General features: G+C 63.0%; 20 protein-coding genes. 10 read left to right on the forward strand and 10 right to left on the reverse strand.

The window, feature by feature from the left end; all coding sequences use genetic code 11:
* Positions 1–26: 26 nt before the first annotated feature.
* Positions 27–878 carry a hypothetical protein gene (locus tag DVK00_RS11595; RefSeq protein WP_121577746.1) on the reverse strand — a complete coding sequence of 284 codons (852 nt, stop codon included), beginning with the start codon at positions 876–878 and terminating at the stop codon, positions 27–29.
* A gap of 131 nt (positions 879–1,009) precedes the next feature.
* Here DVK00_RS11595 and DVK00_RS11600 point away from each other — a divergent pair, with 131 nt between their 5' ends.
* From DVK00_RS11600 to DVK00_RS11625, 6 genes are all read left to right on the forward strand, one after another.
* The gene (locus DVK00_RS11600; protein WP_121577747.1) at positions 1,010–2,401 is read left to right on the forward strand and encodes a substrate-binding protein; all 1,392 of its coding nucleotides are present in this window, start codon (positions 1,010–1,012) and stop codon (positions 2,399–2,401) included.
* Positions 2,402–2,533: 132 nt separating this feature from the next.
* Positions 2,534–3,472, forward strand: a complete 939-nt coding sequence (locus DVK00_RS11605; protein ID WP_101351392.1) for a branched-chain amino acid ABC transporter permease — start codon at positions 2,534–2,536, stop codon at positions 3,470–3,472.
* Positions 3,469–4,560 carry a branched-chain amino acid ABC transporter permease gene (locus DVK00_RS11610; protein ID WP_101349128.1) on the forward strand — a complete coding sequence of 364 codons (1,092 nt, stop codon included), beginning with the start codon at positions 3,469–3,471 and terminating at the stop codon, positions 4,558–4,560. Before DVK00_RS11605 ends, DVK00_RS11610 begins: the two co-directional genes overlap by 4 nt.
* Entirely contained in the window at positions 4,557–5,315 is a 759-nt protein-coding gene (locus tag DVK00_RS11615; protein ID WP_101349127.1) for an ABC transporter ATP-binding protein, read from the forward strand. The genes DVK00_RS11610 and DVK00_RS11615 overlap by 4 nt, the downstream gene beginning before the upstream one ends.
* Positions 5,312–6,055: an ABC transporter ATP-binding protein gene (locus DVK00_RS11620; protein WP_101349126.1), complete on the forward strand. Its 744-nt coding sequence runs from the start codon at positions 5,312–5,314 to the stop codon at positions 6,053–6,055. The genes DVK00_RS11615 and DVK00_RS11620 overlap by 4 nt, the downstream gene beginning before the upstream one ends.
* A complete protein-coding gene (locus DVK00_RS11625) occupies positions 6,056–6,739 on the forward strand; it encodes a thioredoxin family protein (RefSeq protein ID WP_121513882.1) in 684 nt (227 codons plus the stop codon). It begins immediately after the preceding gene.
* 8 nt (positions 6,740–6,747) lie between these two features.
* Here the strand turns inward: DVK00_RS11625 and DVK00_RS11630 are convergent, their stop codons facing one another.
* Positions 6,748–7,146, reverse strand: coding sequence for a universal stress protein (locus DVK00_RS11630; RefSeq protein WP_053966501.1), 399 nt, complete (start codon positions 7,144–7,146; stop codon positions 6,748–6,750).
* A gap of 108 nt (positions 7,147–7,254) precedes the next feature.
* The gene (locus DVK00_RS11635; RefSeq protein WP_101349124.1) at positions 7,255–8,661 is read right to left on the reverse strand and encodes a signal recognition particle protein Srp54; all 1,407 of its coding nucleotides are present in this window, start codon (positions 8,659–8,661) and stop codon (positions 7,255–7,257) included.
* Between the two features lie 162 nt (positions 8,662–8,823).
* Here DVK00_RS11635 and DVK00_RS11640 point away from each other — a divergent pair, with 162 nt between their 5' ends.
* From DVK00_RS11640 to DVK00_RS11650, 3 genes are read left to right on the forward strand one after another with little or no spacing between them, the layout of a single operon-like run.
* A complete protein-coding gene (locus tag DVK00_RS11640) occupies positions 8,824–9,732 on the forward strand; it encodes an AEC family transporter (protein ID WP_121577748.1) in 909 nt (302 codons plus the stop codon).
* Between the two features lie 48 nt (positions 9,733–9,780).
* Positions 9,781–10,155 (forward strand): cupin domain-containing protein, encoded by a 375-nt coding sequence (locus DVK00_RS11645; protein ID WP_101349122.1) that lies wholly within the window; start codon positions 9,781–9,783, stop codon positions 10,153–10,155.
* 55 nt (positions 10,156–10,210) lie between these two features.
* Positions 10,211–10,861 carry a bifunctional 4-hydroxy-2-oxoglutarate aldolase/2-dehydro-3-deoxy-phosphogluconate aldolase gene (locus tag DVK00_RS11650; protein WP_121536271.1) on the forward strand — a complete coding sequence of 217 codons (651 nt, stop codon included), beginning with the start codon at positions 10,211–10,213 and terminating at the stop codon, positions 10,859–10,861.
* A gap of 51 nt (positions 10,862–10,912) precedes the next feature.
* Here the strand turns inward: DVK00_RS11650 and DVK00_RS11655 are convergent, their stop codons facing one another.
* The 4 genes from DVK00_RS11655 to rpl18a form a co-directional block, all read right to left on the reverse strand.
* On the reverse strand, positions 10,913–11,362 hold the full coding sequence (locus tag DVK00_RS11655; protein WP_101349120.1) for a cell wall anchor protein: 450 nt from the start codon (positions 11,360–11,362) through the stop codon (positions 10,913–10,915).
* Positions 11,363–12,237: 875 nt separating this feature from the next.
* Complete coding sequence (gene ftsY, locus DVK00_RS11665; RefSeq protein ID WP_121536267.1) at positions 12,238–13,527, reverse strand: signal recognition particle-docking protein FtsY; 1,290 nt, start codon at positions 13,525–13,527, stop codon at positions 12,238–12,240.
* 7 nt (positions 13,528–13,534) lie between these two features.
* Positions 13,535–13,993, reverse strand: coding sequence for a prefoldin subunit alpha (gene pfdA / locus DVK00_RS11670; RefSeq protein WP_101349118.1), 459 nt, complete (start codon positions 13,991–13,993; stop codon positions 13,535–13,537).
* A complete protein-coding gene (rpl18a, locus tag DVK00_RS11675) occupies positions 13,990–14,163 on the reverse strand; it encodes a 50S ribosomal protein L18Ae (RefSeq protein ID WP_004518350.1) in 174 nt (57 codons plus the stop codon). Before rpl18a ends, pfdA begins: the two co-directional genes overlap by 4 nt.
* A 382-nt stretch (positions 14,164–14,545) precedes the next feature.
* On the opposite strand from rpl18a, the gene DVK00_RS21730 reads away from it, so the two are divergent.
* Complete coding sequence (locus DVK00_RS21730) at positions 14,546–14,710, forward strand: hypothetical protein (protein WP_199722456.1); 165 nt, start codon at positions 14,546–14,548, stop codon at positions 14,708–14,710.
* Between the two features lie 20 nt (positions 14,711–14,730).
* Here the strand turns inward: DVK00_RS21730 and DVK00_RS11680 are convergent, their stop codons facing one another.
* From DVK00_RS11680 to DVK00_RS11690, 3 genes are read right to left on the reverse strand one after another with little or no spacing between them, the layout of a single operon-like run.
* The gene (locus tag DVK00_RS11680; RefSeq protein ID WP_121513888.1) at positions 14,731–15,396 is read right to left on the reverse strand and encodes a translation initiation factor IF-6; all 666 of its coding nucleotides are present in this window, start codon (positions 15,394–15,396) and stop codon (positions 14,731–14,733) included.
* Between the two features lie 2 nt (positions 15,397–15,398).
* Positions 15,399–15,677 carry a 50S ribosomal protein L31e gene (locus tag DVK00_RS11685; protein WP_053966510.1) on the reverse strand — a complete coding sequence of 93 codons (279 nt, stop codon included), beginning with the start codon at positions 15,675–15,677 and terminating at the stop codon, positions 15,399–15,401.
* Complete coding sequence (locus DVK00_RS11690) at positions 15,677–15,829, reverse strand: 50S ribosomal protein L39e (protein ID WP_004518346.1); 153 nt, start codon at positions 15,827–15,829, stop codon at positions 15,677–15,679. Before DVK00_RS11690 ends, DVK00_RS11685 begins: the two co-directional genes overlap by 1 nt.
* Between the last annotated feature and the right edge of the window lie 164 nt (positions 15,830–15,993).

The raw sequence follows: 15,993 nt of genomic DNA on the forward strand, positions 1-15,993 counted from the left end.
AGCCCCCTGATAGCGCTGGCGACGGCTCAGTCGGGAGTCGACTGTGCCCTGTCGCGCCACGGCGGCGGCCCGACCATCGTGTTCCCGACCTTGGTAAACCGAACAGTTCTGGTGACGGTGATCGGGTCGCCGCCGTCCGTGACCGTCGTGTACTCGGTCCGGTAGTTGCGGACGAGTCCCGACCGGGTGACGTGGGCGACGAGCGTCGCGTTCTTCCGGCTCGCCCACACTGTCGACGTTGCGTTGTCCCACAGTCGGTCACCGCTGATGACGTAGACCGCCCCGTCGGACCGCCCGGACCGCGAGGTCCGAGTGTGGAACGGAGCAACAGTTCGAGTGACGTCGGCGGCAGGACGCCCGTTCAGCGCGGCGGTGTGGACCCAGTATTGCCACGTACCAGCGTAGCTGTCCGGCGGGTCGTACTCGTTGTAGACCGTGCGGTTGTCGCGCACAAGTCGACGGAGATACGTGTCGCCGTCGGACCAGAACGAGGCGGTCGCCGGCGGTCGGCCGAGGAGCACTGGGGCTGCATGTCCACGGACAGAGATGTTCGCGAGATGTGTCCGGTTCTTGTCCAGCGCGACGTGGACTCGAAGGTGGGACCGCAACGACCCGTTTGCATATCTGACGGTGCGGGTCATCGTCAGCGTGTACCCGGTTCCGTTGAGGCGGTCGCCGTGTGCGGACCCAAGCAGAGATGGGCTGGTGACACCCGTCGGTCCAACGCCGGCCGGATACGCGGTCGCAGAGTCGGTCGGTACCGGAGCGGGCGTCACCGGCGTCGGCGAGCCGTCGCCGCCGCTGAACCCGAATCCCCCACAGCCTGCGGTAACGACGACGGTGAGGACGAGTAGCTGCCACCCTGCGTTCCTCGCCATGCTATAACAAACCATTCAGATCGAAATAAGTCTGCGGATCGCAATTTACCCGGAATCTGTCGGCCTGTAGATGTTAAATCGTTAGTTAACCTACCGAAACTATTATGATATATACACACACCGTATGGAACATGCCAACTAATGGCAGATCGGTCAACCGACGACAGTTGCTGAAGAGTACGGGCGTCGCAGGTGTGGCAGGGCTAACAGGACTGGCCGGTTGCTCCGGTGGCGACGGCGGTGGTGGCGACGGCGGCGACGGTGGCGACGGCGGCGACGGTGGCGACGGCGGCGACGACTACCCGTCGCTCGGGAACTTCCCGGTCGAGGGCGACACGGTCACGTTCGGGTTCAACGTGCCACAGTCCGGACCCTACTCGTCTGAGGGGCAAGACGAACTCCGGGCGTACGAACTCGCCCAGAAACACCTCAATAACGGGGGTGGCTGGGTGGACAGCTTCGAGGACCTCAGCGGAGACGGCGTCCTTGGCTATACGGTCGAGTCGGTGAACGGCGACACAGCGACCGACGCCGACACCGCCCGACAGGCCGCTTCGCGGATGATAAACCGGGATGACGTAGTGATGATCTCTGGTGGCTCCTCCAGCGCGGTGGCCATCGCCGTCCAGGGCCTCTGCCAGCAGGAGAAGGTCATGTTCATGGCCTGCCTGACTCACTCCAACGACACGACCGGAAAAGACTGCGCCCGGTACGGCTTCCGGGAGATGTTCAACGCGTACATGACCGGACAGGCGCTTGCGCCGGTGCTCGAAAGCGAGTACGGCTCGGATAACTCCTTCTACCAGCTGTACGCCGACTACTCCTGGGGCCAGACCGTCCAGGAGTCGATGAACCAGTTCCTCTCGGAAATCGGCTGGGAGCAGGTCGATAGCGTGCCGACGCCGCTCGGGACCAGCGACTTCTCGTCGTACCTCTCGGAGGCAGCAAACAGCGGCGCGGACGTGTTGCTGCTCGACCACTACGGGCTGGACGGCGCGAACTCCGTCTCCCAGGCCGTCGATGCCGGTATCGACGAGGACATGGAAATCGTCGTCCCGCTGTACAACCGACCGATGGCACAGGCCGCCGGCGGGGCTATCGAGGGCGTCTTCGGAACGATTGCTTGGGACTCCCAGATCGACAACGAGCCCTCGAACGCGTTCACGGAGGTGTTCCAGAACGAGTACGACCGTGTTCCCTCTGGCCCGGCCCAGCTCGCCTACGCCCAGACGCTCCAGTACGCGGCTGCCGCCGAGCGGGCGGGAACGTTCTACCCGCCGGAAGTCATCCGCGAACTGGAAGACTACAACTACAACAATATCGGCATGGGCGAGGAGACGATGCGGGCCTGCGACCACCAGGCCCAGCGAGCGATTCCAGTTGCCCGCGGACTCCCGGAGAGCGAACAGGGCGACGGGAACTTCATCGAAATCGTCGAGGTCACGTCCCGGGACGATGTCGGATACGCGTGCGATTCCGGGCCGGCCGCGGAGTGTGAACTCGGCGAATACGGCGACGAATAGGCCATAATCCCGACAGGGGACCGCTTCCCTCATGATTTATAGTTCATGAGGTCGCCTTACTTGATACACAAAAACTAGCATGATTAGGAATACGCAGATAGTACGAGCGGAGTGCAGTGGGGGGAGTCCGACGTGACGCTACTCGCGGACATCCTCACTATCTTACTAAACGGGTTGCAACAGGGTGCGATTTACGTCCTACTCGCGGTTGGACTGTCGATTATCCTTGGGACACTGAAGTTCGTGAATTTCGCCCACGGGGCACTGTACCTCGTCGGCGCGTATCTGGGGCTGTTCATAACTGGTCAGGTCCCGTTGAACAACGGCCAGTTAGCAGAGTGGGGCATCCAGTCATACGGCATCGGTCTGGGGTTCGTCGCCGCGCTCATCATCGTGCCGATTGTCGTGTTCGTCGTCGGCCTCCTGATGGAGCGATTCGTCGCACAGGCGTTCTACGACCGCCCCGACACGGACCAGATTCTCGTGACCTTCGGGCTCGCAATCATCGTCCAGGAACTGCTCCGGGCGCTGCTTGGCGGGAACAGCCAGCCGTTCCCACAGCCATCGTGGGCATCCGGCCCCATCGCGTTGCCCGTCGTTGGGAACTTCCCGCGCTGGCGACTCGGCGTCATCGCGATTACGGCAGTCCTCGTCCTGGGCGTGTACGGCCTCGTTGAGTACACTGACTTCGGACTCATCGTCCAGGCCGGTACCCTCGACGGTGAGATGGTTCGCCTCCTGGGAATTAAACTGAGCCGGCCGTACCTCGTCGTGTTCGGCATCGGTGCTGCACTCGCCGGCGTGGCTGGTGTCGTTGGCGGTCCGCTCGCCAATGTCAATCCGAACATCGGGACTGAACAGTTGGTTCCGGCGTTTCTGACTGTCGTTATCGGCGGCGTCGGGAAAATAGAGGGGGCCGTCGTGGCCGGGCTGATGCTTGGAACCCTACAGGTGCTCCTCATCCAGACTGGGTACGCCGCCTGGAGTCAGGTCGGTATCTACGCGCTCGCGGCACTCGTCTTGCTGGTGCGTCCGCAGGGTCTGCTGGGCTCGGAGGTGGACGTCTCATGAGCGACGAACCGGGTGACGCGACCGCCACGGCAGCGGCCGACGCTGAGGCGGAGGTCACCGGCGGCCTCGCCGACCGGTGGGCCAGCTTCCGCGACCGGGAGATATCGACGGTACTGCTCACAGTCGTGGGCGTGGCCGTCTTCCCGTTCCTCTTCAACAACTACCTCAACGGCTACACGCAGCTGGCGACGCTGATTCTCATCTACGGTATCTTCGCCGTTGGGTTCGACATCCTGCTGGGGTACACCGGCCTGCTGTCGTTCGGTCACGCCGTCTTCTTCGGGGGCGCAGCCTACGCCGCCGGTATCTTCAGCGCGAGCGTCAGTAGCTCGCCGCTGCTGGTGTTGCTCGCCGGCACGGCGTTTGCCGTGTTGCTGGCGTGGATCGTCGGCTTCCTGTCGCTGCGCCGCGGTGGGATTTATTTCGCCATCCTGACGCTGACGTTTGGCCAGATGTCGTTCTACCTGGCGGCCTCGCCGCTGGCCTTCCTGACGAACGGTGAGAACGGCTTCACCTCCGTGGACATCGGCAGCCTGCTGGGCGTCATCGACATCCACGGCGGCGTGCCGTTCCCGCTGTCGATGCTGGTCGACAACATGCTGTACGTGTTCGTGGCCGTCATGACGGTGCTGTCGGTCGCGATGGCGAACCGCATCCTCCACTCGCCGTACGGGACCGTGTTCCGCGCGATTCGAGAGAACGAGCGGCGGGCGGAGTTCGTCGGCCTCGACGTCTGGCGGTACAAGCTGATGGCGTTTATCATCTCGGCTGCCTTCGCCGGCATCGCCGGGAGCCTGTTCGCCATTGAGGGGAACTACGTGCCACTGGAGTCGCTGTACTGGACCGAATCCGGCCGCGTCGTCATCATGACTGTGCTCGGCGGCGTCGGGTCGCTGTTCGGGCCGCTGTTCGGTGCCGGCCTGTATCTGTACATCGAGAACATCGTCAGCGGGTTCGAGACGCTCGGCCCGTTCTGGCACCTCATTCTTGGTATCGTATTCGTCGTCGCTGTCGTCCTCTTCCCCAACGGGATCTGGGGCGGTATCGACTACCTTCGTGACATGGTTGTCGGGGGTGAGGACGAATGACGGTCCTCAAAACGGAACAGCTCACCAAGCAGTTCGGCGGCCTCACGGCCGTCGATGAGGTGGACCTGGAGATAGAACAGGGGGAGGGCGTGAGCCTCATCGGCCCCAATGGCGCGGGGAAGTCGACGTTCATCAACCTCGTCACCAGGCGGCTCGAACCGAGCTACGGCGAGATTGCGTTCCAGGGGGATTCCATCATCGGGATGGACCCACACGAGGTCGTCCAGCGAGGGATGAGCAAGTCCTTCCAGACGGCCTCTATCTTCCCTGAACTAACCGTCAAGGAGAACGCGACCATCGCGGCACTGGCGGCCGAGCACGGCTCGTTCCGGTTCAATTTCTTCCGGAATCAGAACAGCTACCCGGCGGTCGACGAACTGGCGAACGAGGTCCTCGAGTCGGTCGGCCTGTACGACGAGCGGGAGAATCAGGCCGATAGCCTCGACTACGGGAACAAGCGCCGGCTCGAACTCGGCATCGCGCTGGCCGCCGAGCCGGATATGCTGTTGATGGACGAACCGACTGCCGGAATGAGCCCCGACGAAACGAAATCGACCGTCAAGCTCATCAAGCGAGTCAAGGAGGACCTCGACCTGACCTTCCTGCTTGTCGAACACGACATGGAGATCGTCTTCGACATCTCGGACCGAATCGTCGTCCTCAACCGCGGAGCAGTCATCGCGGAAGGGACGCCGACGGAAGTACAGAACGATCCTGCGGTACAGGAAGCGTATCTTGGAGGTGTCGAAGAATGACGCTGCTCGACGTGGACAACATCAACGGCTACTACGGCGAGAGCCACATCATCCAGGACGTGTCGATGAACGTCGATGACGGCGAAATCACGGCCCTGCTGGGCCGAAACGGCGCGGGGAAGACCTCGACACTCCGGTGTATCTCCGGGGCGACGCCGCCGGATGTCCGGAGCGGCCGTATCGAGTTCGACGGAACGGACATCACGAACCAGCCGCCAGAGGACATCGCCGTCCGCGGCATCTCGCTGGTCCCGGAAGAACGGCGCGTGTTCACTGATCTGACCGTCGCCGAGAACCTCCACCTCGCGGACACCGTCCGCAACAAGTCGAACACCTGGCGGCGGAAGCTCGACTTCCGCGACGAAGGGATGTCGACGGCGGAGATCTACGAGTACTTCCCGCGACTCGACGAGCGACGCTCCCAGAAGGCCGGCACGCTCTCGGGCGGTGAGCAGCAGATGCTCGCTATCGCCCGCGCGCTCCATCAGAGCACCGACCTGTTGATGCTCGACGAGCCGTACGAGGGGCTGGCCCCCCAGATCATCGAGTCCGTCGAGAACGCCATCGAACGTATCAGCGAGGACGGGACGACGATACTGCTGGTCGAGCAAAACGCCGTAGCGGCGATGAAGATTGCCGACCGGTGTTACGTGCTGGATCGCGGAGAAGTGGTCTTCGAGGGACCCGCCGAGGAACTACAGCAAGATCAAGAAACGCGCGACAAATATCTGGGTGTCTGAATGTCGGACACAAGCTCTCCCGAAGCGCTGCTTGACGCGCTGCAGTCGGAAGGCGTTGCCGTCATCGACGAGGAGACGGACGAAGTCAGCACGACAGAGGCATTCGAGGCCGACCGCGAGGTGTACTACGACACCTACGTCACGATGGGCGACGCGGAGTTCCACGAGTCCGTCGCCGACGTGTTCGGCCTCGATTCGGCTGCCGAAGCGGCCGAGCGCGTCGACGAACTCGACGTCTCGCGTGAGGAGTTCGCCACGTTCCTGACCCTGCGGTCGAACGTCGACGGCTCCTACACCACCGTGGAACTGACGACGATGGCACAGATGGCGACCGAACTGGGACCGGAGACGCCGGTCCCCGACGGGGTCGAACATCTAGACGACGACAGCTACGAGGCCTTCGTCGACGCCCACGAGCGGTGTGTCGTGACCGTATGGAAGCTGTTCTGTGACCCCTGCGAAGCGATGAAAGAACAGTTAGACGACGTCCTGGCCGCGTTCCCGGACGGCGTTCCGGTCGGCGGCGTCGCCGGCGAGCGGTCGCCGGAGTTCTGTCGGTCAGTCGGTGTCAACGCGGCGCCCGCCGTCGTGCTATTCGAGGACGGCGACCCCGTCGAGCGGATCACTGGCCGGACGGACCCGTCGCCGCTCGCTAAGCGGGTCGAAGAAGTGTACGGCGTCTGACCGCGGCGTTACTCTTCTTCGCCGCTACAGACCAGCACGGAGCGGTCCGTGCCCAGAATCACGCTCTGTGTGACGCTGCCGAACAGCACTTTACCCGTCGGCGTCCGCTTGCGCCCGGCGACGACAATCATGTCAGCGTCCTGCTCGTCAGCTAGCCGGAGGATGGCGTCAGCCGGTTCGCCGCTCGACTCCTCCAGAGCCACCTCGACGCCAGCCTCTTCGAGGACTTCCCGTGCCCGACGGATAGAGGCCACCTGATCGACGGACGCACCTTCGGGGTTCTCCTCGAAGTCGTGTAGCAACGTGACGCGGACCTGGCTGGCGTCCATCGGAATCTCGGTTATCGCTTCCGCGATGGCGGTCCCACGAGCCTCACTTTTGTCTATCCCAGCGACAATTTCGTACATGCTCGCTTTATCCGTAGGACGGGCCAACCCTTAGTTCTGGCCCGGATTTCGAATATAAATCATCAAAATAGCGTAGGGCATCACAGCCCGCGACTCGACACAGCGGCGTCAGTCGCCGAACGGCCCCATACCGCCGCCCATACCGCCCATGCCGCCACCACCGCCACCGCCCTGCTGCATCTGTTTCATCATCCGCTCCATGTCGCCGTCGCCCATGCCCTGGAACTGCTTGAGCATCTGCTCCATCTGCTTGTGCTGCTGGAGGAGTTCACGCACGCGCTCCTCGGGCTTGCCCGAGCCGCGACAGATGCGTTCGGTCCGGGACTGACCGACGACGCGGGGGTTCTCCAGTTCCTCCTCAGTCATCGAGTCCATGATAACGTCGAAGTCACGCATCCGCTCCTGTGTCACGTCCATCGCGTCGTCGGGGAGCTGATCCATCAGCCCGCCGCCCAGGCCGGGAATCATGTCCATCACCTGGTCGAGCGGCCCCATGTTGTTCATCGTCTGCATCTGCTTGCGCATGTCCTTGAGGGTGAACTGCCCCTCTAGCATGTCCTCGGGGTCCCAGTCCTCGTCGTCGCCCTCTTGGGTCTCCTCCATCGCGCGCTCGACGCGCTCGGTGAGCTGTTTGAGGTCGCCCATGCCGAGCAGTCGAGAGATGAACCCCGACGGTTCGAAGCGCTCGATGTCCTTGACCGTCTCCCCGGAACCGAGGAAGGCGATGGTGGAATCGGTCTCGTTGACGGCGGCGAGCGCGCCGCCACCTTTCGCCGTCCCGTCGAGTTTGGTGATGACGACGCCGTCGATGCCGATGGCTTCCTCGAAGTCGGCGGCCTGGCTCTTGGCGCTCTGGCCCATCGCCGCGTCCAGCACGAGCAGGTCCCGGTCGGGCTGGACCTCCTGCTCAATGCGCTCGATCTGTTCGATGAGTTCCTCGTTCAGGCCGTCACGACCTGCCGTGTCGACGATACGAACGTCCGCGTTCGCCGTCGCTTCCAGCCCGTCGCGGGCGATCTTCACCGGGTCGTCCTCGTCGGGGTCGCCGTAGAAGTCGACCTCAGCTCGTTCGGCCATCTCCTTGGACTGGTCGTACGCACCGGGCCGGTCCGTGTCAGTCTGGATGATAGCCGGCCGGAGTCCTTTCGTCGAGAACCACCACGCCATCTTCGCAGCCGTCGTCGTCTTCCCCGACCCGTACAGGCCGGCGAGCATGATGGTCTGCTCTTCTAGCGGGAGTTCGGTCGACTCGCCGACGAGGTCGACCAGTTCCTCGTAGACGATTCGCAGAACCCAGTCCCGCGGGGTCGTCCCCGCCGGCGGTTCCTCATCCAGCGCGCGTGTTTCGATGCTGTCGGAGAGGTCCTGCACGAGCCCGACATCCACATCGGCCTGCAACAGCGACCGCTGAATCTCCTTGACGATGTCCTCGATGTCTTCTTCAGAGAGCCGGGACTTCCCCCGGAGGTCGTCAAGTGTCCCCCGGAGTGAACTCCCCAGATTGTCGAGTACCATTGTTGGCGCGAGATACGCGACGGTGCGGGTAAAGGCTTGTTGTCGGGCCGCCACGCCCTGGCTGGGAGCGGAACCGACTCCCTCCGCGCGGGAACTACATGATTAAAATTCGCTTTCGCCTGTGACGAAAGGGTCAAGCGTTCGAACCGATTGGGCACCAACATGGCCGTTCTCGGGCAGTTCGGGTTCATGGTCGCGTTCCTTTCGACCGGCGTCGCTGCCGGTCACTTCGGGCTGCTGACCGAGCGGCGGACGGATATCCTCACCACACTCGTCTTTACCGTCGCGCTGCCGGCGCTCATATTCCGGTCTACCTACAACCGCCCGTTACAGGAGATTATCTCGCCGGCGCTCCTCGGGGGGTTCTGGGCCGTCATCGGACTGACGATAGCGCTGGGCTGGCTCGTCCATCGACGGCTAGAGTCGGCGGGTCGCCGGAGCGTGTCGGTCGTGCAGTCGTATCACAGCAACATGGGGTTTCTCGGCCTGCCGCTCGTAGCGGCGACGATGGGCAGCGAAGCGACAGCCGTCGCCAGCGTCATCCTCGGCATCGGCGCGGTGACTCACGTCCCGGTGACGGTGTTCCTGCTGGTCCGCATCAACGGCAGCGACGCCTCGCTGCTGGGCGAGTGCAGGAAACTCCTCACGAACCCCGTTCTCATCGCACTGGTGGCCGGTATCACAGCCTCGGTCCTGTCGCTATCCGTTCCGGAGTCACTCATCGGTGCACTCGGCGTGCCGGCTGAACTGGCGCTCCCCGTGGCCCTGCTGTGTATCGGTGCGACGCTTGACACGGACCTCCCGATGGCGGACCTGCAAAAGACCGTCAGCGTCGTCGGGCTGAAGGTGCTGTGGATGCCGGCGCTGGCGTGGCTGGTGTACTCCTCGCTGTCGATGGACACGACGGCGCTGAGCGCGGCGGTCGTGATGCTCGGCACCCCAACGGCGGTGTCGACGTACGTCTACACGACGGAACTCGGCGGCGACGCGGCGTTTGCCTCGCTAAACGTCTTCACGTCGACGGTCGTCTCCATCGGAACGCTTTCGCTTCTCGTCTGGCTGTTCACCTGACACTGCGCCGTGGGCACGCTTTTGCCCGCCGACGCCCCCACCGACGATATGGGCTATCATCAGATCGACCCACGGGACCTGTCAGAAACCGAGGACTACCCCTGTGACCGGCGCGGCATCTCCGACGCCGCCGAACTCCACGCGCTCCATGCGGCCACCTACGAGATGGCCCCCGGCGAGGACCTCTCGCGGACCTACCACTACCACGAGACGCGCGAGGAACTGTTCTACGTCCTTGAGGGGACACTTCACGTCGAAACGCCCGACGGGGAGTACGTTGTCTCGTCCGACGAAGCGTTCGTCGCCGAACCGGAAAGCCCACACCGTGCCCACAACCCTGCTGATGCCGACGAGTCGGTTACTGTGCTGGGCGTCGGCGCGCCGCCGACCGATATCGCGCGCCCGTACAACCCGGACGCCTAGCGAGTGAGCCGGCGGTTCAGACACGCTTTTCAGCCACCCCACCACAGTTGCGCCTATGACGAGCAAACAGGCGGTACAACAGGAACTGGTCGACAGCGGCGTCACGGCAGTCCTGCGCGGGATTCCCGAGGAGAAAATGGTCGACGTGGCGACGGCGGTCCACGAGGGCGGCGTCACGGCGCTGGAGCTGACGGCCGACGCAAAGCGCTGTTCGGACATGATCGCCGCCGTCGACAAGGCCCTCGACGATACCGACGCCATCATCGGGGCCGGCACTGTCATGGACGCCGCCGCCGCCAGAAACGTCATCGAGGCGGGCGCGGAGTTCGTCCTCGCGCCGAATCTCAACGAGGACGTCATCGACGTCTGCAACCGCGAGGGCGTCCTCGCGATTCCGGGCGTCATGACGCCGACGGAGGCCGCCGACGCGATGGAAGCTGGCGCGGACATCCTGAAGATGTTTCCCGCTTCGACTGTCGGCCCGGGTCACATCGGCGCGCTGCAGGGGCCGCTGGGCGATGTCCCGATTATGCCGACCGGTGGTGTCTCGACTGACAACGTCGACGAGTACTTCGACGCTGGCGCAGTCGCCGTCGGCGCAGGCTCGGCGCTGGTCAACTACGAGGCCATCGAAAACGACGACATGGACGGCGTCCGCGAGCAGGCCGCGGCATTCGTCGACGCCGTTGAAGCCGCCCGAGAGTAACACCAGACGTACCCGGCCGGACAGAACGCGGTCCGGCACGGCGTCAGCGGCTTATGTGCCGGTTTCGTTGGCAGTCGTTTCGTTGCCCGACTCGTTTCCGGCCGTGTCGGTCTCATTACCGGGCAGACCGGTTTCGTTATCCGGCAGTTCGGTCTCGTTGCTTGGCAGGTCTGTTGCGTTGCCCGGCCCCTCGGTATCGTTTCCGGGTATGTCGGTTTCGCCGTCCGGCATCCCGGTCTCGTTTTCGTCGAATTCCGTCTGGGTATCGGTTCCAGTTTCGCCCTCGGTGTCGGACGCAGTCTCCATCGCCGGTTCTGTGTCGTCTTCCGTCATCGCATCAGTCGCTGCTGCCGTGGGTGTGTTCGGGGCTTCACCACCTCCGCCGTCAGTTTCCATCGTGCCGTTCCCGCCGCTACCACCAGTGTCACTACAGCCAGCGAGCGCTACGAGTGCGCCGCCTGCGATTTTGATAACGTTTCGTCGAGTTGTGAGTCGTCCCATAGCGTTTGCCCGAAGACCACCAGGGCAGTTTATGAATGGCCTGCTAAGCGTCTGACAGGGAGCCGACGGAACGAATTAGACACATCCGAAGGTGGGCCGGTCCACAGAACAACGATAAACAGTCTGTGCCAGACCCTGATTCGTTCAAAGCCAGTATTTCGTCCGGTTCACCGGGAGTTCTGGCTTTGATTGCCCAGACATTGAGGTGTCGCGGTGTTGTTCGGTGTCCGGCTTATATGTATGCATACTGTTCCCAAGCAGTTATCAAACACATAGACATCTGCGCCTCTGGGAATGCCGGCCTGCTCCGCACTGTGACGGACAGCCGTTCACCGGTCAGAACTCATCCACTCAGCCCCGTTTAGCAACGTAATAACGCGTGTGTCCAGCAGCAGTCTCCAGCCTGCGGGAACTCCCATCGCCGCAGTTCTCGTCACTGCCAACTGAGACAGCGGGCAGCAACTCGCCCCCGCCAGTTACGACCGCTGCTCGTCAACAGGGAGAGGACGATCATCCGGAGACGGCCCGACGAGTTCAGGTGCGACATCAGCCGGCGCGGCTTGCCGACAGTAGCGGCCGTCAGACATCGCTATCTCCCCCGTTGACAACATCGCTGGAAACGTCGCGTCGTTCGGTTGTCTGCATTGGTGTCACGCTACGATAGTGTGTACGTCAGAGATGCACAGCGAGTGACTTCAGCGCGCTCCTGTCGGCGAAAACGACCACACCTCCGCTCATGTAGTAATATTTGCCGCATCGAGTGCAGTGGGCCCTCGGCAGAAGCGTGTGACCGCTCCGTGTTTTCCACGCACAGGGTGCACAATAGCTACGCACAGCCCGGAGGCTGCGGCAACAATAACCGCAAAGTAAGAGGCCTATTCGCCGATGAGACTGTCGACGATTTCCTCGGGGTCGAACGGTTCGAGGTCGTCGTAGTCTTGGCCGGTCCCCAAGAAGAGAATTGGCTTGCCGGTGACGTGGGCGACGGAGATAGCCGCACCGCCCTGCGGGTCGGCGTCAGCTTTCGTCAGGATCGCCCCGTCTATCTCAGCCGCGTTGTTGAATTCGCGCGCCCGATTGACGGCGTCCTGACCCGCGACCGCCTCGTCCACGAACAGCGTCATGTCGGGGTCGATGTTACGGTCGATCTTCGCCAGTTGGGCCATCAGGTCATCGGAGGTGTGGAGTCGGCCAGCCGTATCACCAAGCACCACGTCGATGTCGTTGGCCTTTGCGTACTCGACGGCATCGTAGACAACCGCCGTCGGATCCGACCCCTGTTCGTGGGTAATGATCTTCTTGTCGAGGTTCTCGGCGTGTTTCTCCAGTTGCTCGTTCGCGCCAGCGCGGTAGGTGTCGCCGTTGGCGAGCACCGTCGAGAGTCCACGGTCCTCGAAGTACTGGGCGAGTTTCGCAATTGAGGTCGTCTTCCCGACGCCGTTGACGCCGGTGAACACGATGGTGACGGGCTTGTCCGCCTGCTGGACGCGCTCGTCGAAGTCGAACTGGCCGACGTTGATGACATCGTACAGCGACTCTCGGAGTGCGTCCCGGACGAGGTTCCCCGTGCTAGAGAGCCGTCGGCGGGTCTGGCCCGTGAGATTCTCCTTGACGCCGTCGAGGATTTCGTTGGCGACGCTCATCTCCACGTCGCTCGACAGCAGCGCCAGTTCGAGGTCGTCGAGGTGGCTCTGCAGGTCCTCCTCCTCAATGACCGTCTTCCCGGTCGCCATGAGCTTCGCCTTCGCGGCGAGGCCGCGGCCACCGTCGTCTTCCTCAGACTCCGAATCGGCTTCGGACTCCGAGTCCTCCTCGGTCGCCGCGGCGGTGTCCGACTGTGACTCGTCGTCGGGGACCGCGTCCGTGTCTTCGAGTTCCGTAGCCGACGCTGTGGCTGACTCCTCTGTCGCCATAGAGTCCGCTGCTGGCGGTTCAGCGTCAGCCTGTTGCTGGTCGGTCTCGGCTGTCGCTTCCGCCACCCGCGTGTCGTCTTCGGACGGCTGTGCGTCCGGTGCGGGCTCGGATTCAGTCTCTGCATCGGCAGGCACGTCCCCATCTGCCTCGCCGGCGTCCGGTTCGTCCTCCGCTTCGAGCGCGTCGTCGTCGACATCTTCCTCGACGTCGCTCGTGAACCCGCTGAGTTTGTCCTTCAGTCCGTCGAACATGGCGGCCTTACTCGTCTTCCTGCTCTTGCTGTTGCATCATCTGCTGCATCTGCTGCTGTTGCATCTGCTGGGCCTGCTGTTCGAGTTCCTCCATCTCGGTCTCGACTTCGGCCTTCTCTTCCTGCAGGTCGCTGATGTGGTCGTCCAGCGTTTCCTTCTTGGTTTCCAGCGTGTCGACAGCGCCGTCCTGTTCGCGCTCTGCGGAGTAGCCGCCACCGAGAGAGACGACAACCTCGTCGATGTCCTCGATAGTCGCGCGGATGTAGGCGTCGCCGCCGAGCGGGACCTGCACCGTGGAGCCGGAGTCGAGCGTTTCGATGGCCTCGATGGCTTCGTCGATGTCCGTCTGCTTCTCGCGGAGGCGTTCGATTTCCTCGTCGATGGCGTCGACTTCCTGCTCCATCTGTTCGATTTCCTGTGCGACCTGCTGCATCTGACCGCCGCCACCGCCGCCACCGCCCATCATGCTGCCACCTCCTCGATTGTGATCTGCGTGCGCTTGAGGTTGTGCTGGGAGCCGAAGTCGCTGTAAACGCGCTCCTCAGCGACGTTCTCGTTTGGCGCCTCGACCTCCTTCTCGAACTCCTGTGGGCCGTCTCGGGCCGGGAAACTACCGCGAACAGTGTACGTGCTCATACACGCAGATGCGGGCAGGGCAGGGAAGTATCTTCCCCTTCCGCCTTTTTCCAGTAACGCAACTGTCCGCGACAGAACCAACCAGTATTCACCACTCTCAGACCCGGGCAGTCCGGTACCGACATATCAAGAAACGGGCGAAATACCTCTATTCACTGGGTTCTGGCGCGTACACCATATCACCACCACACTCCGGGCAGGACGGCCGGAGTACACCTGTCGAGTAGTCACACTTCCGGCAGACGAGGCGGTTCTGGTCTTCCGCAGTCGGTGTTCGCTGGACCATACGTGATGTTTGGGAACGCACTATATTATTCTTTGACACGATCTATCATGGTCACTGACCCCGGCGGATTTGGCCGGACACCACATACGTTGAGATATGAGCGAGACAACCTACCAGTGTGAGTGTGGTGCGACGCTACGGTTCAGGCAAGACCTGACGCTGGAGCGGGGCGGGACCAGCCGGTCCTGGGCGTGTGCTGACTGTGGACTACCCGTTCCAGGCGTGGTGGCAGAGAAACTCAGCCACCAGCATCCATCCTGAGTGGTGAAAGAGAAGTCGCGTCAGTCGATGTAGCCCAGCGCCTGGTCGATACGGCCCAGTTCTGGCCCGGAGGTGTCCGAACCACAGACGTAGCCGTGGTCGTTCGCGACCAGCCCGGAGCCGACGAGCGGGCCACCGTAGTTGATGGTCCCGATGTCGGCCGGCACGTCGAGGATGTCCTCAAGGGCATCGAGTTCGCCGTCCGTGGCCTTCGGATGGCAGAGAACGCCCTTGTTGGTGGCGACGGCGGCGGTCCCGACGGTCGTGACGCCGGCGATGACACCGCGTTCGATGGGTACGTCTAGCCCGTCCTTGATCGCCTGCACGGCCTCTCTGGAGAGGTCGGGGTGGACGTACGCACCGTAGTCGTTACAGCAGACGACGTTGCCGGCAGCGTTGATCCGGCCGGGCAGCCGCGTCACGGGCACGTCGACGACGTCCTGAATCCGTTCGATTTCGGTCTCGCGGACGCGTTGGGAGACGACTAGCCCGTTCTCGTTGCCGGTTGCGAGCGCGCCGACGGTCCCGGAGCGGCCAACGGTGGTCGGCACGGCCGGAACGTCGAGTTCGTCGCTCAGGTCGTCAAGCAGCGATTCGTCTAAGTCTGGGCGAACCAGCACGCAGTCGTCGGTCGCACGGGCGAACACACCCACGTACGACGACCCGGAGAAAGCCGCGCGGAGCAACGTTACTCTGCGGTCTCTGCTTCGACGATGGCTTCGCCCTCTTCCTCGAAGCGGGCGGCGCGAACACGGATTTTGCTCGGCGTGTTGGCGCGACCGCGGGCCCAGGCCGCCTCGTTGATGGAGGGGTCCAGACGGACGGCGTCCTCGTCGACAGAGAAGTGCTTGGCGAGGTGCTCGCGGATGAGGACCATCGCTTTATCTGCGCGCTTGTGGTTCGGTTCGGCTCGCGCGTCTCGGAGCGGGACGGTGACGACACGCTCCTCGAAGTCACTGGCGCTCATTATTCGTCAGTATCGTTGCGCCGCCAGTGGCGTCGTTTGTGGTTGCGCTGGACCTCGCGGTCCGTCTTGAGCATGACCCAGGCCGGGACTCGACTGTTCTGGTTGTCGAGTTTGGCCAGTCGCTTCTTCGTAGCCTTCGATTTCTTACCCATGGTATGGTGCTTGTTCCGTGCCGTGGTTTAAATTCCTTCCTTTTCGAACCCGTTATCAGCGACTATAACTGCGGACGTAGAACTAAGTAGAGCGCAACCCTGATTATCAATGGATGAAGCGCCGGAGATTCCTCCAGACAGTGGGTGTCGGTGCAACAGCCGTC

Origin of the sequence: Haloarcula sp. Atlit-47R, from assembly GCF_003665985.1 — an archaeon.
Lineage (GTDB): Archaea > Halobacteriota > Halobacteria > Halobacteriales > Haloarculaceae > Haloarcula > Haloarcula taiwanensis.

Bases quoted from the DNA above. Each gene is read 5' to 3' on its own strand.
- DVK00_RS11685 (WP_053966510.1), bottom strand. From the start codon at position 15,677: ATGAGCGCCAGTGACTTCGAGGAGCGTGTCGTCACCGTCCCGCTCCGA.
- DVK00_RS11630 (WP_053966501.1), bottom strand. From the start codon at position 7,146: ATGTACGAAATTGTCGCTGGGATAGACAAAAGTGAGGCTCGTGGGACC.
- DVK00_RS11635 (WP_101349124.1), bottom strand. From the start codon at position 8,661: ATGGTACTCGACAATCTGGGGAGTTCACTCCGGGGGACACTTGACGAC.
- DVK00_RS11640 (WP_121577748.1), top strand. From the start codon at position 8,824: ATGGCCGTTCTCGGGCAGTTCGGGTTCATGGTCGCGTTCCTTTCGACC.
- DVK00_RS11615 (WP_101349127.1), top strand. From the start codon at position 4,557: ATGACGGTCCTCAAAACGGAACAGCTCACCAAGCAGTTCGGCGGCCTC.
- DVK00_RS11595 (WP_121577746.1), bottom strand. From the start codon at position 878: ATGGCGAGGAACGCAGGGTGGCAGCTACTCGTCCTCACCGTCGTCGTT.
- DVK00_RS11650 (WP_121536271.1), top strand. From the start codon at position 10,211: ATGACGAGCAAACAGGCGGTACAACAGGAACTGGTCGACAGCGGCGTC.
- DVK00_RS11645 (WP_101349122.1), top strand. From the start codon at position 9,781: ATGGGCTATCATCAGATCGACCCACGGGACCTGTCAGAAACCGAGGAC.
- DVK00_RS11610 (WP_101349128.1), top strand. From the start codon at position 3,469: ATGAGCGACGAACCGGGTGACGCGACCGCCACGGCAGCGGCCGACGCT.
- DVK00_RS11620 (WP_101349126.1), top strand. From the start codon at position 5,312: ATGACGCTGCTCGACGTGGACAACATCAACGGCTACTACGGCGAGAGC.
- DVK00_RS11655 (WP_101349120.1), bottom strand. From the start codon at position 11,362: ATGGGACGACTCACAACTCGACGAAACGTTATCAAAATCGCAGGCGGC.
- pfdA (WP_101349118.1), bottom strand. From the start codon at position 13,993: ATGATGGGCGGTGGCGGCGGTGGCGGCGGTCAGATGCAGCAGGTCGCA.
- DVK00_RS11690 (WP_004518346.1), bottom strand. From the start codon at position 15,829: ATGGGTAAGAAATCGAAGGCTACGAAGAAGCGACTGGCCAAACTCGAC.
- DVK00_RS11600 (WP_121577747.1), top strand. From the start codon at position 1,010: ATGCCAACTAATGGCAGATCGGTCAACCGACGACAGTTGCTGAAGAGT.
- DVK00_RS11625 (WP_121513882.1), top strand. From the start codon at position 6,056: ATGTCGGACACAAGCTCTCCCGAAGCGCTGCTTGACGCGCTGCAGTCG.
- rpl18a (WP_004518350.1), bottom strand. From the start codon at position 14,163: ATGAGCACGTACACTGTTCGCGGTAGTTTCCCGGCCCGAGACGGCCCA.
- ftsY (WP_121536267.1), bottom strand. From the start codon at position 13,527: ATGTTCGACGGACTGAAGGACAAACTCAGCGGGTTCACGAGCGACGTC.
- DVK00_RS21730 (WP_199722456.1), top strand. From the start codon at position 14,546: ATGAGCGAGACAACCTACCAGTGTGAGTGTGGTGCGACGCTACGGTTC.